This is a genomic window from Ramlibacter sp., assembly GCF_028291745.1.
Lineage (GTDB): Bacteria > Pseudomonadota > Gammaproteobacteria > Burkholderiales > Burkholderiaceae_C > Ramlibacter.
Map to the genome: position 1 here is coordinate 16430 of NZ_JAQGNQ010000094.1, position 12629 is coordinate 29058.

Annotated in this window: 15 protein-coding genes; 8 read left to right on the forward strand and 7 right to left on the reverse strand. The window is 70.0% G+C overall.

Features of this window, described 5'->3' with window-relative positions:
• Positions 1-29: 29 nt before the first annotated feature.
• The 3 genes from JWP60_RS17715 to JWP60_RS17725 are packed head-to-tail and all read left to right on the forward strand — an operon-like array spanning position 30 to position 2851.
• On the forward strand, positions 30-1046 hold the full coding sequence (locus JWP60_RS17715; RefSeq protein ID WP_299794308.1) for a tripartite tricarboxylate transporter substrate binding protein: 1017 nt from the start codon (positions 30-32) through the stop codon (positions 1044-1046).
• Positions 1047-1049: 3 nt separating this feature from the next.
• Positions 1050-2102 carry an Ldh family oxidoreductase gene (locus JWP60_RS17720; protein ID WP_299794311.1) on the forward strand — a complete coding sequence of 351 codons (1053 nt, stop codon included), beginning with the start codon at positions 1050-1052 and terminating at the stop codon, positions 2100-2102.
• Between the two features lie 14 nt (positions 2103-2116).
• Positions 2117-2851 carry an ABC transporter substrate-binding protein gene (locus tag JWP60_RS17725; protein WP_299794313.1) on the forward strand — a complete coding sequence of 245 codons (735 nt, stop codon included), beginning with the start codon at positions 2117-2119 and terminating at the stop codon, positions 2849-2851.
• A gap of 26 nt (positions 2852-2877) precedes the next feature.
• On the opposite strand, the gene JWP60_RS17730 is transcribed toward JWP60_RS17725, so the two are convergent.
• The gene (locus JWP60_RS17730) at positions 2878-4290 is read right to left on the reverse strand and encodes a serine hydrolase (protein ID WP_299794315.1); all 1413 of its coding nucleotides are present in this window, start codon (positions 4288-4290) and stop codon (positions 2878-2880) included.
• Positions 4291-4343: 53 nt separating this feature from the next.
• The gene (locus JWP60_RS17735) at positions 4344-4562 is read right to left on the reverse strand and encodes a hypothetical protein (RefSeq protein ID WP_299794317.1); all 219 of its coding nucleotides are present in this window, start codon (positions 4560-4562) and stop codon (positions 4344-4346) included.
• A 268-nt stretch (positions 4563-4830) separates the two neighbouring features.
• Between JWP60_RS17735 and JWP60_RS17740 the strand changes: the two genes are divergently transcribed.
• Together JWP60_RS17740 and JWP60_RS17745 are read left to right on the forward strand one after the other, a co-directional pair.
• Positions 4831-5058: a DUF2630 family protein gene (locus tag JWP60_RS17740; RefSeq protein ID WP_299794320.1), complete on the forward strand. Its 228-nt coding sequence runs from the start codon at positions 4831-4833 to the stop codon at positions 5056-5058.
• Positions 5058-5291, forward strand: coding sequence for a hypothetical protein (locus tag JWP60_RS17745; RefSeq protein WP_299794323.1), 234 nt, complete (start codon positions 5058-5060; stop codon positions 5289-5291). The genes JWP60_RS17740 and JWP60_RS17745 overlap by 1 nt, the downstream gene beginning before the upstream one ends.
• A gap of 248 nt (positions 5292-5539) precedes the next feature.
• On the opposite strand, the gene JWP60_RS17750 is transcribed toward JWP60_RS17745, so the two are convergent.
• Together JWP60_RS17750 and JWP60_RS17755 are read right to left on the reverse strand one after the other, a co-directional pair.
• Complete coding sequence (locus JWP60_RS17750; RefSeq protein WP_299794326.1) at positions 5540-7117, reverse strand: glycine betaine ABC transporter substrate-binding protein; 1578 nt, start codon at positions 7115-7117, stop codon at positions 5540-5542.
• Positions 7118-7176: 59 nt separating this feature from the next.
• Positions 7177-8292, reverse strand: coding sequence for an NADH:flavin oxidoreductase/NADH oxidase (locus JWP60_RS17755; RefSeq protein WP_299794329.1), 1116 nt, complete (start codon positions 8290-8292; stop codon positions 7177-7179).
• A gap of 115 nt (positions 8293-8407) precedes the next feature.
• Between JWP60_RS17755 and JWP60_RS17760 the strand changes: the two genes are divergently transcribed.
• Positions 8408-8551: a hypothetical protein gene (locus JWP60_RS17760; RefSeq protein ID WP_299794332.1), complete on the forward strand. Its 144-nt coding sequence runs from the start codon at positions 8408-8410 to the stop codon at positions 8549-8551.
• Between the two features lie 3 nt (positions 8552-8554).
• Here JWP60_RS17760 and JWP60_RS17765 read toward each other — a convergent pair whose 3' ends face one another.
• On the reverse strand, positions 8555-10210 hold the full coding sequence (locus JWP60_RS17765) for an alpha-amylase family protein (protein ID WP_299794335.1): 1656 nt from the start codon (positions 10208-10210) through the stop codon (positions 8555-8557).
• 122 nt (positions 10211-10332) lie between these two features.
• Positions 10333-10692: a winged helix-turn-helix domain-containing protein gene (locus JWP60_RS17770; protein WP_299794338.1), complete on the reverse strand. Its 360-nt coding sequence runs from the start codon at positions 10690-10692 to the stop codon at positions 10333-10335.
• A gap of 87 nt (positions 10693-10779) precedes the next feature.
• On the opposite strand from JWP60_RS17770, the gene JWP60_RS17775 reads away from it, so the two are divergent.
• The gene (locus tag JWP60_RS17775; RefSeq protein WP_299794341.1) at positions 10780-11328 is read left to right on the forward strand and encodes a hypothetical protein; all 549 of its coding nucleotides are present in this window, start codon (positions 10780-10782) and stop codon (positions 11326-11328) included.
• Positions 11329-11371: 43 nt separating this feature from the next.
• Entirely contained in the window at positions 11372-12031 is a 660-nt protein-coding gene (locus JWP60_RS17780) for a CoA pyrophosphatase (RefSeq protein WP_299794344.1), read from the forward strand.
• A 174-nt stretch (positions 12032-12205) separates the two neighbouring features.
• Here the strand turns inward: JWP60_RS17780 and JWP60_RS17785 are convergent.
• A partial coding sequence (locus JWP60_RS17785; protein ID WP_299794347.1) for a thiamine pyrophosphate-dependent enzyme occupies positions 12206-12629 on the reverse strand: 424 nt, incomplete at its 5' end.

A 12629-nucleotide genomic window follows, 5' to 3' on the forward strand; every position in this document is an offset into this window, starting at 1 on the left:
GCCAGGCCTGAGAACAAGGTGACCGAGACATGACTCCAAAGAACGCTCCCCCCAAGACCTCCTGGTCGCGCCGCACCGGCCTGCGCGCGTTGCTCGCCACCCTGGGCTGCGTCGCCCTCGCGCCCTGCGCGCTCGCGCAGGCACCGGTGTGGCAGCCGGAGCGACCGATCCGCCTGGTGGTGCCCTACGGCCCGGGCGGCAGTTCGGACGTGATCGCGCGCCTGCTGGCCGCCGAGATGAGCAAGACGCTCGGCCAGTCGGTGTTCGTCGACAACAAGGGCGGCGGCTCGGGCACCATTGCCATGCAGGAGGTCGCGCGCGCCACGCCCGACGGCTACACCATCGTCCTCGGCCACGTCGGCACGCTGGCCGTGAACCCGGCGATGTTCGAGAAGCTGCCGTATTCGGACAAGGACTTCGAGCCGATCGGCCTGCTGGCCAAGGTGCCCATGGTGTTCGCCATCGGGGCCAAGATGCCGGCGAAGAATTTCGCCGAATTCATTGCGCTGGCCAAGGCGCACCCGGGCAAGTTCAGTTACGGCTCGGCCGGCAGCGGCAGCGCCGGCCATCTCGCCTTCGAGATGCTGAAGGTGGCCACCGGCATCGACGTCGTGCATGTGCCGTACAAGGGCACCGGCGCGCAGCTCACCGACCTGGTGGCCGGCAACACCGACGCCGCCTCGGCCGGCCCGCCCGGATTCATCCAGCAGGCCAAGGCGGGGCGCATCCGCATCATTGCCAGCGGCTCGCCGCAGCGCCTGCCGGCCCTGCCCGAGGTGCCCACGGTGGCGGAGCTGGGCTACCCGGGCTTCGACAGCTCGCAGTGGTTCGGCCTGCTGGCCCCCGCCAAGACGCCGGCCCCGGTGCTGGCACGCATCCACGACGCGGCCGCGAAGGCGCTGCAGATGCCGACGGTGCAGGAGCACCTGAGGGCGGACGGCAGCACGGCTGCGCCGCTGGACGGCCCGCAGTTCGCCGCCTTCATCCGGTCGGAACGCGAGCGCTGGGGCGACGTCGTGCGCAAGGCCAAACTGAAGGTGGATTGAACAATGAAAGCACCTAACGCCACCATCGCGCCGCTGACCGAACCCGAACTGCTGGACCTGGGCACGCGCGCTTTCCGCGGGCTGGGCCTGCCCGAGCGCGACGCGCAACAGGTCACCCGCATCCTGGTGCTGGCCGACCTGTTCGGCCTCACCACCCACGGCTTGAGCCGCATCGAATCCTATGGCGAGCGGCTCAACGTCGGCGGCATCGCCCGCACGCCGCGGATCACCGTGCAGAAGGTCGCGCCCGCGCTGGTCAAGGTCGATGGCGACAACGGCGTTGGCCCGCTGGTGGGCATGCACGCCCTCGAGGCCGCGATGGCAGCAGCGCGCGAATGCGGCGTCGGCGTCGCGCTGGCCCGCGGCAGCAACCACTTCGGCCCGATCTCGCCGTATTCGCTGATCGCGGCGGAGGCCGGCTTCGCGAGCATCATCGGCAGCAACGCCACCACCACCATCGCGCCCTGGGGTGGCAGCGACGCGCGCCTGGGCAACAGCCCGATCGGCTTTGGCGTGCCGCATCCCGGCGGCGATCCGTTCCTGCTGGACATGGCCATGAGCGTCGTGGCCCGCGCGAAGATCCGCAATGCGCTCAAGCGCGGCGAATCCATTCCGGACACGTGGGGCACCGACAGCCAGGGCCGGCCCACGACCAGTCCTGCCGCCGCCCTCGACGGTTTCCTGTTGCCCATCGGCGGCCACAAGGGCTACGGCCTGGCGCTGATGGTGGACCTGTTCGCCGGCCTGTTGTCCGACGCGGCCTATCTCACGCACGTGAAGTCCTGGTCCGATGCGCCCGACCAGCCGCAGAACCTGGGCCACTTCTTCATCCTGATCGACACCTCCCGCCTGGGCTCTCCGAGCTGGCTGGAAGCACGGATGCGCGACTTCGCCGGGATCCTGCACGACAGCCCGGCCTCGGACCCCGCGCGCCCGGTGATCGTGCCCGGCGAGATCGAGCTCGGGAAGATGCGCCGGCAACGACGCGAGGGCGTGGTGCTGGACGCCACCACCTACGATCTGCTGCAGCAGTACGCCAGGCGCGTGCCCGCCTGAGACCCGGAGACCCCATGCAATCGACTCCCGCCATCCGCGCCGCGTTCATGCCCACCGGCGTGCTGCGCGCCTCCATCAACCTGGGCAATCCCATCCTCGCCGGGCGCGACGCGCTGGGCGCGCCGGCCGGCGTGTCGGTCGACCTGGCGCGGCAACTCGCCGAGCGCCTGGGCGCGCAACTGGAGCTGGTGGTGTTCGACGCTGCCGGCAAATCCGTGGCAGCGGTCACCGAGGAGCAGGCCGACGTCGGCTTCTTCGCGATCGACCCCGTGCGCGGCGCCGGCCTGCATTTCACCCGGCCCTACATCCTGATCGAGGGCAGCTACCTGGTGCGCAACGGTTCGTCCCTGCAGCACAACGCGCAGGTCGACGCACTCGGCACCACGGTGATGGTGGGCAAGGGAAGTGCCTACGACCTGTACCTCACGCGCGAACTGAAGCAGGCCACCATCCTGCGCGCCAGCACTTCGCCCACCGTGGTGCAGGAGTTCCTGGCGCAGGCGGCCGACGTCGCCGCCGGCGTGCGCCAGCAGCTCGAAGCCGATGCGACCCGTCACCCCGGGCTGCGCCTGCTGCCCGGACGCTTCATGGTGATCGAGCAGGCCATGGGCATGCCGCGCGGCCGCAGCCCGGAAGCGGCTGCCTACCTCGCGGACTTCGTCGAGGAGATGAAGCGCAGCGGCTTCGTGGCCGAGGCCATGCAGCGGCACCACATCGAAGGGGCGCAGGTGGCAGCGGTTGAGGGCTGATCGGGGCTGCTCAGGAGCTCAGGCTCCTAGGGCGCGAGCGGATGCAGCTCGACGAGCGTGTTCTCGCCTTCGCGCGGCTCGGCCCGGAAATCGACCGTCGCGCCAGGCTGCAGGCCCTCCAGCAGTCGCCGGTCGCGCACGCGGTAGGTCAGCGTGGAAAAGGGGTACTGCGCGATTGCCTGCAGCTTCAGGCGGATGTAGATGCGGCCGTCCGGGTCCTGCTCGGAGACCGACTGCACGGTGGCACGCGTGAAGACGGCGGATGACGGTGCAAGCGCGGCCTCGGGACGCGGCGCCAGCGGCGGCGGACTGCTCCCCTGCACCGCCCCGACCACCTGCGACAGCAGCGCCAGCAGCTCGCGGCCGATGCCGCGGTCGTTGTACTGGCCGGCCGTGGTGACCACCACCAGGTCGAGGGCGGGAACGAGGAACAGCCGCTGTCCGCCGTTGCCGATGCCGGCGCGCCATTCGTAGTTGCGCTCGCCGGCGCGCACCACCCCGCGCCACCACAGGTAGCCGTACTCGCCGCTGGGCACATGCGGGGCCAGCGAGGCGGCGATCCACGGCGCGGGCACGACCTGCCGCCCGTTCCAGCGGCCGCCATCCAGCACCATGCGCCCGATCTTCGCCAGGTCGCGCGGCCGCAGCCGCAGCCCGGAATAGGCAAGCGGCCGGCCCTGCAGGTCGCGCACCCACTCCCAATCGGTGATGCCCAGGGGCTGGAACAGGCGCAGACGCGCGTACTCCGGCACCGGGACCCCCGTGTTTCGGGCCAGCAGCAGTGCCAGCACCGCGGGCAAGCCCGCGTTGTAGTTGAAGCGCGTGCCGGCCGGCGCGGCCATGGCGCGGTCGAACACGTAGCGCGCCTGGTCGCTGCGCCACAGCAGGCCTTGTTCGTCGTTGCTCCAGCTGCGGTAGCTGCCGCTCTCGTCCCAGTCGAGGCCGCTGCGCATGGCCAGCGCGTCCTCGATGGTGATGCGTTCGCGGCCGCCGTTGTTCAGCGCCGCCAACTGCGGGAACTGGCCGAGCACCGGCGCGGCCAGCGGCGGCACGGCGCCGTCGCGCTGGGCGATGCCCCACAGCAGCCCGAGGACCGACTTCGTGATGGAGCGCAGGTCGTGCAGCGTCCCGGCATCGAAAGCGGTGCGGCGCGTGAACAGCGCGAAGCTCTTGGCGTCCTGGCCCTCGCGGTACTCCTCGGCGACCAGGGACCCGGCGCGTTCGATCACCAGCCCGTGCAGGTTGGCCGGGCTGGCCGCGAAGGACTGCAGGATGGTGCACAGGCGCTCGGCGTTGAAGCCGGCGGCCGCCGGATCCTCGGCGATGCGCCAGCCATCGGCCAGCGGCGCGGGCGGCGGGCAGGCCGCGGCGGCCGCGGCGGCGCCCACCGTCAGCAGGGCGGCTGCGGCCAGCAGGATGCGGATCGTCGCGAACGCCATGGGAGCTCCCGGTCCGGTGACACCCCCATCGTAGCCCGACAGCAACTCGCCTGTCAGGGTCGAAACACCACCTGGTCGCCGCTCTCGAAATCGGCCACCACCACCGCGCGGCCGCAATCCACCGCGTCCTGGATGTCGATGGCCGGCAGCGTGCGCATCTCCCCGCGTGACCATTTGCGCACGCGGCCCGGCTGGAAAGTCTCGAAGACGATGTCGTCTTCCCGCGTGTTCAGCTCGTCCGCCAGACGGCTCCCATCGACAAATCGGCACATCCAGCGAGTGTAGACGGCCGTGGCATGGGCACGACGGGCGGCGTGCGCCGTCAAGCTTCTGCAAGCAGGTGCCCAGGAAAGCATCATCCCAATGGAGACCAGCAATGGCGGGGGCTGGCGGCGAGTTCCACACGCTTGTCCACAAGTTTCTCCACCTTCGCTGTGGGAAGCAGGCCGGCCGGCCTGTGCTAAGCGAGGCCAAGCCCGGCAGGCCTCCCGCTGCCGCCCTGCTGCGCGTAGGATGCGCAATCCCTTGACAGGAGCGCGCATGAGCGACCAGACCCTCCTCACGCACATCTCGGCCCTGATCGACGAGGAGCACCGGCTGCGCGCCGGCCCGCAGGCGGCCGACACCGAACGCCTGAAGCACCTCGAAGAACAGCTCGACCAGTGCTGGGACCTGCTGCGACAACGCCGCGCCAAGCGCGAATTCGGCCAGGACCCGGACAGCGCGGAGCCGCGCGACATCGGCACGGTCGAACGCTACGAGGGCTGATGCATCACTCGCTGGATCAGCTCGACGCCCTCTGGCTCGCCCTCAAGGAGGCCGACGCGCCAACCCGCGCGCGCGTGCTCGAGCCCTATGCCAACCCGAAGATGCCCGGCGCGCTGCCCCACATCGTGTGCGACGACGCGCACGCGCAAGTCCTGAGCATCCCCACCCCCGACCATCCGGGGCGGCATGTGTATGCGCGCAAGCCGGGTGGGGCTTGGGGGGAGTTGCATTGAGAGGCGACGAAGGGAAAAGGATGTCGTCCCGGGCTTGACGCGCAGCCGTCCGGATGTCATTGCGGGCTAAACCCGCAATCGTCCCCGGATGTCATTGCGGGCTCGACCCGCAATCCACGCGGCCGGCAATCAAGCGCCGCATGGATCCCGGGTCAAGCCCGGGATGACATCCTTTGCCCCGGGATGACATCCTTCGCCCAGGGATGACTCCATCCCCCGGGATGACATCCTTCGCCGGGAGCGACGCGCTATCCCCTCGGCCGCCGGCGCAACAGCAGCCGCTCCACCCCGTCGAACACCCACTGCGTCAGCAGCGCCAGCACCGCCGCCGGCACCGCGCCGGCCAGCATGAATGCGGTGTCGTTCACCGCCAGCCCGGCGACGATGCGTTCGCCGAGTCCGCCGGCGCCGATGAAGGTGGCCACCGTTGCCATGCCCACGTTCAGCACCGCCGCGGTCTTGATGCCGGCGAACAGGGTGGGCACCGCCAGCGGCAGCTCGATGCTGCGCAGCACCTGGCCTTCGCGCAGGCCCAGCGCCAGCGCCGCCTGCCGCAGCCCCGCCGGCACCGAAGCCAGCCCCGCATGCGTGTTGCGCACGATGGGCAGCAAGGCATAGACCGTCAGCGCCAGCAGCGCCGGCACGAAGCCGATGCGGCCGACCAGCGCGATCAGGAAGGCGAGCAAGGCCAGCGAGGGCACGGTCTGCGCCATGCCGACCGCGCCCATCAAGCCACCGGCCGCGCGTGGATGTCGGTGCGCGATCACGCCCAGCGGCACGCCGATCGCCAACGCGATCGCGAGCGAGGCGAACACCAGCGTCAGGTGTTCGCGCAACAGGCGCGGCAGGTCGGGCGCGAACAGCCGCTGCACGAAGGTGGGCGCGCGCACCGGCGCCGCCGCAGCGCGGGCGGCCTGCGTCGCGCCGCCTGCCAGGAAGTCGCGCGCCACGGCATCGAAGGGACGCCGGTCGATCTCCACTTGCGCATTCATGGCCCGCATCGCGTCCTCGTCGATGCGGCCTTGCAGCGCGGCCAGCGGACGCGCGTCCACCTGCGCGCGCATCAGCAGCACGGCGTCGTAGCGCGGAAAGAAGGCGCGGTCGTCGCGCAGCACGCGCAGGTGCAGCCGCGGAATCTGCGCATCGGTGGTGTACGCATCGACCACGTCGACCTGGCCTTGCGCGAGTGCCTGGTAGGCGAGGCCGTGGTCCAGGCCACTGCCCGGAGCAAAGGGCAGGCCGTAGGCGCGCTGCAGCGCGGGCCAGCCGTCGGCACGGACCAGGAACTCGTGCGAGAGGCCCAGGCGCAGCGGCGCACTCAGGTGCGCGAGGTCGGAGATCGTGGCGATGCCCAGGCGCGCGGCCTCGTCCTCGCGCATGGCCAGCGCGTAGCTGTTGTTGAATCCCAGCGGCACCGCCACCTTCAGCCCGCGCGGCGCGAGCCATTCGTTCAACTGCTGCAGCGAGGGTGCGGCGTCCTGGCGCTTGAGCAGTTCGTGCACGATGGTGCCGGTGTACTCGGGATACAGGTCGATGCCGCCGGTGGCCAGCGCCTGTTCCATCACCGCGGTATTGCCCAGGCCCTGCCGGTGCACGGCGGCGACACCGGCGCGCTGCAAGGTCTGACGTGCGATCTCGCCCAGCACGTAGCTTTCGGTAAAGCGCTTGGAACCGACGACGAGGTCGGCGTGCGCGGGGATCAGCGCGGCGGCGGCAAGGACGACCAGCAGCGCTCGTGCGAGGCGCGCTGAATGCGGCCATCCGAACGCAAAGGGCGCAGAGGATTCGCAAAGGACGCAAAAGAACTTCCAGAGCAAAGACTTCATGGTTTTTCTTTTGCGTCCTTAGCGCTTCTTCGCGCTCTTGGCGTTCGGTTGTTCCTCTCTCAGCGCTGCCCGTGCGAACTGCCCGCAAACAAGTCCTTCAGCTCGCGCGGCTGGCAGCGCCAGTATTGCTTGGGGGCGAACACCTGCGCACCGAGCCGGGCTGCGGCGTGCCAGGGCCAGCGCGGGTCGTACAGCATGGCGCGGGCCATTGCCACGGCGTCGGCGTCGCCTGCGCTCAGGATGGCCTCGGCCTGTTCGGGCTCGGTGATCAGGCCGACGGCAATCACCGGCACGTCGACCTCCGCCTTCACGGCCTTGGCAAACGGGACCTGGTAGCCCGCGCCCAGACGGATCTGCTGGGCCGGCGAGACGCCGCCGCTGGAGACGTGGATCGCCGCGCAACCGCGCGCCTGCAGTTGCTGCGCGAAAGCGATGGTGTCCGGCACGTCCCAGCCGCCCGCCACCCAGTCGGTCGCCGAGACCCGCACCCACACCGGCCGATCGGCCGGGAACGCGGCGCGCACCGCCTCGAACACTTCGAGCGGGAAGCGCATGCGGTTCTCGCGGCTGCCGCCATAGGCGTCGCTGCGCTGGTTCGCCAGCGGCGACAGGAACTGGTGCAGCAGGTAGCCGTGCGCCGCATGCAGCTCGATGCCCTGCAGGCCCAGGCGGGCCGCGCGCAGTGCGGTCGCCACGAACGCAGCGCGCACGCGCGCAAGGCCCGCCTCGTCCAGCGCCTGCGGCGGCAGCTCGCTCGCGCCATGCGGCAGCGGCGAAGGCGCCTCGGTGAGCCAGCCACCCGCTTCGTCGGGACGGATCTGCGCGCCGCCGTCCCAGGGGGCGCGGCTCGATGCCTTGCGTCCCGCATGACTCAACTGGATCGCCACGGGAATGGGCGAGTGGCGCCGCACCGCCTGGAGCACGCGCGCGAGCGCCGCCTCGTTCTCGTCCGAATACAGCCCCAGGTCACCCGGCGTGATGCGTCCGACGGCGGAGACCGCCGTCGCTTCGACGATCAGCAGGCCCGCGCCCGAGAGCGCCAACTGGCCCAGGTGCATCAGATGCCAGTCGGTGGCACTGCCCTCTTCGGTGGAGTACTGGCACATCGGGGCGACGACGATGCGGTTGGCAAGGTGCAAGGCCCCAAGCTGCAGTGGCTGGAACAGATGGCTCATAGGCTCCTCGTGGCGAGGCGCCATTAGAGCAGGCGCGCGCTGCTTGCGCTGTCCTACGGCGCGATGCCCGCGCACGCCGACAGCCCGCCGGCCGGCGCGGCGCTAGCCTGCAGCCATGATGATCACCAACCTGCTCTGGGCGGCATTCTTCGTGCTGCTCCTGCTGATGCTGGCCGCGGCGCTGGCGCGCGGCATCGCGCGGCTGCTGCAGCGCCGGCGCGAGGGCGGCGCCCCGCACCGCCACTTCCACGACCACTGAGCTTCAGGCCGATGCGCGATCGAGCAGGTAGCCCAGGCCGCCCGCGCGGTACCAGTGGTAGCCATAGGGCTGCAGCACGATGTGGTGCTGCCCGCGACCGTCGGCCTGGCTGTGGTCCTGCGTCAGCAGGTTGATCAGCTGCCGGCCGCGCGGGTCGCCCACGCGCAGCTTGATCTCGGTGGTCTCGCCAGTGAGGTTGTGCAGCGTGACCACGGCGTTGTTGCGCCAGTCGTAGCGCAGCGCCAGCACGCCGTCGTGCCCCGTCTCCAGCACGGTGAAGTCACCCCAGCCGAGCTCGGGCACTTCCTTGCGCATGCGGATGATGCGTTCGGTCCAATTGAGCAGCGACTCGGGGTCGCGGCGCTGGTCGGCGGCATTGATCTTGTGGAAGCCGTAGGGGCCGTGCTCGATCACCGGCAGCACCGGCTTGCTGGCCCGCGTGAAGCCGGCCTGCGGCTCGGTCGACCACTGCATCGGCGTGCGGGCGCAATTGCGCTCCGGAAGCGACAGGTCGTCGCCCATGCCGAGTTCGTCACCATAGCGGATCACGGGGGTGCCGGGCAACGTGAACATCAGGCTGTAGGCCAGTTCGAGCCGGCGGCGGTCGCCACTGAGCATGGGTGCGAGCCGGCGACGGATGCCGCGGTCGTACAGCTGCATGTTCTTGTCGGGGCCGAGCGCGTCGAACACCGCCTGCCGCTGCGAGTCGGTCAGGCGGCCGAGATCGAGCTCGTCGTGGTTACGCAGGAAGTGGCCCCACTGCCCCGTGGGGGGATGCTCGCGGGTCTGCTCCAGCGCCTTGATCAGTGGCCGCGAGTCGCCGGTGGCCAGCGCATAGAACGTGCGCTGGTTGACCCAGAAGTTGAACATCATCTGCAGCCGCTCGCCGTCGTCGCCGAAGTAGTGCATGCTGTTCTTCGGCTCGACGTTCGCTTCGGCGAGGATGATCGCGTCGCCGCGGCGCCATTGCAGGAATTCGCGGAACTCGCGCAGCAGCTCGTAGCGCTCGCGGCTGCGGATGTCCGGCCCCTTGGTCTGGATCACGAAGGGCATGGCGTCCATGCGGAAGCCGCACACCCCCAGCTCCAGCCAGAAGCCCATGATCTTGCGGATCTCCGCCAGCACCGCGGGGTTCTGCGTGTTCAGGTCCGGCTGGAAGTCGTAGAAGCGATGAAAGTAGTACTGGCCGGCCACCGGGTCGCGCGTCCAGGTGGTCTTCTGGACCCCGGGAAACACCATGCCCTTCTCGGCATCGGCCGGCTTGGTCGGCGACCACACGTAGAAGTCGCGGTACTTCGAGGCGGGGTCCTTGCGCGCCTCCTGGAACCAGGGGTGCTGGTCGCTCGTGTGGTTGACGACCAGGTCGATCATCACGCGGATGCCGCGCTGCTTGGCCTCGTTGGTGAAGTCGACGAAGTCGCCCAGCGTGCCGAAGCAGGAGTCGACCGCGTAGTAGTCGCTGACGTCGTAGCCGTCGTCCTTGCGCGGCGACTTCTGGAAGGGCATCAGCCACAGGCAGGTGATGCCCAGGCCCTGCAGGTAATCGAGCCGGCGCGACAGGCCCTCGAAGTCGCCGATGCCGTCGCCGTTGGAATCCATGTAGGTTCCCACGTGCAGGCTGTAGATGATGGCGTTCTTGTACCAGAGGTCCTTGATCATCGCGGCTCCGCAAGTGCGAGGCGCGAGTCTAGGGCCGGCCGGCTCACCCGTTGTGACGATTGCGTGCGCAACTCGGCGGTGTCAGCATCGCGGCCAACAACACCGAATCAGGGAAAGCGCCGTCAGCTCCTGGCGGCTTCCACCATGCAGCGGGACAACCGCGCGAAATGCTCCAGGGCCGCCGAGGTCAGCTCGACCTGCTTGCGGCGCGCATCCTCCGTGTCGGCGAGGGCGATCCACCCCTTGGTGCGCATCGACTTCAGCCGCCCGTGGATGGTGGCCGGCGAGCCGAGCTCGTCGCAGGCCATCATGTCGCGCACCGACAGCCGGTCGCCCTGCTGCCCCGCCCGTGCCACCCAGCCGAGGATGCGCTCCTCCAGCGGGTCGAGCGCCGGCAGCGAAGGCAGGCCGCGAATCGCCTCCGACAGCTGCAGGAAGCGCAGGTACACGTCCGCCCTGCGAGAAGAGCTCTTCTTCGCCACGTTTTCTCCGTCCGTCCTTGCCTGCGCCCCGGCCACAGCTGGCATTCGCCAGCGCGTGGGGCGCGGCCCAATGCTATCGCGATCTCCATGACCGGGTCCAACGTCCGCCAGCGCGCCGCGCAGGTGCTCGCCACCGTCGTGCTCTTCCTCGCGACGCTGTGGCTCAACGACTGGCTGTTCGACCGGCTCGAATTCGCGCGTGGCATCAACTACGTCTACCTGCCCGCGGGCATGCGGCTGCTGTGCACGCTGCTGTTTGCCGAGAACGGCGCCTGGGGCCTGCTGTTCGCCTCGTGGCTGGTCGACTTCCTGTACTTCTTTCCGGACGATTTCGAGCGCGCCTTCGTCGGCGGAATTCTCGCGACCGTCGCGCCCTATCTCGTCTACCGCCTGGCGCGCCGCTTCTGGGGGCTTGACCCCCTGCTGCGCAACCTGACCCCGCGGCGCCTGCTCGCGCTGGCCCTGGCCTACTCGATCGCCAATCCGCTGCTGCTGCACCTCTGGCTCGCGCTGCGGGGCCAGCACGACCTGCTGCGCGGCTTCGCCGCGATGGCGTTCGGGGACCTGACGGGCACGCTGATCCTGTTGTATGTGCTCAGGGGCTTGCTGGCGCTGGTGCCGCGCAAAGCGCAGTGAACCCGGATGCCGTTGCGGGCTCCCGCAATCCATACTCACCCCCATGCTCCTGGATGCCTCGCTGCGCGACCTGATCCTGCACCACCTGAGCGGCTTCACGGTGCAACGCGCCGCGCACGGTCCCGAGCGCGCAGCGGCAGTGGCGCTCACGCTCGTGGAGGAAGGGCCCGGCGCCGCGGTCGACGGGCTCGCCGTGCCGACGCAGTGGAGCCGCGAGGCGGCCCTCGTGCTCACCCGCCGCGCGCTCACCCTGAACAATCACGCGGGTCAATGGGCCCTGCCCGGCGGCCGCATCGACCCCGGCGAAACCCCCGAACAAGCGGCGCTGCGCGAGTTGCAGGAGGAAGTCGGCCTGCCGGTCGATGCGTCCGCCGTGCTCGGCACGCTGGACGACTTCGTCACGCGCTCCGGCTACGTGATCACGCCGGTGGTCGTGTGGGCCGGCACGGCGGCGACGCTCACGCCCAATCCGGCGGAAGTGGCCAGCGTGCACCGCATCCCCATCGCCGAATTCATGCGCGCCGACGCGCCGCTGCTGGAGCCCTCCGACACGCCGGGGCGGCAGATCCTGCGCATGCCCGTGGGCCGCGCCTGGATCGCGGCGCCGACGGCGGCGGTGCTGTACCAGTTCCGCGAGTTGTGCATCGCCGGACGGGCAACACGGGTGGCGCATTTCGACCAGCCGGTGTTTGCGCGCAGGTGAAGGCGCTCAGGATGTGGGGATGTGAGGATGTCATTGCGGGCTTGACCCGCAATCCAGACGGCCTTTGCACAAGCGCAGCATGGATCCCGGGTCAAGCCCGGGATGACATCCATAGGGCCCGGACGACATCCTTAGGGCCGAGGATGACGTCCATAGGCCCAGGACAACATCCGTTCAAACCATCAACTCGATCAGGAACGGCCCGCTGCGCCCGAAGCTCGCGCGCAGCAAGTCGGCGCATTCGTCCATCGTGGTGGCACGCGCCGCCTCCACTCCCATGCCGCGCGCGATCTGCGTCCATGCGAGATCCGGGTCGGCGAGATCGAGCATGCGCAGCGCCGTCGGGCCGGGTGTCGCGCCGACGCTCTGGTACTCGCCCTGCAGGATCGCGTACTTGCGGTTGTTCAACAGGATGGTGGTGCAAGGCAGCCGCTCGCGCGCCTGCGTCCACAGCGCCTGCAGCGAGTACATCGCCGAGCCGTCCGCCTGCAGGCCGATCACCCGGCGCTGCCCGCCCGCAGCGAGCGCCGCGCCGGTCGCCACCGGCAGGCCGTCGCCGATGGCGCCGCCGGCCAGGTGCAGCCAGTCGTGCGGCGGC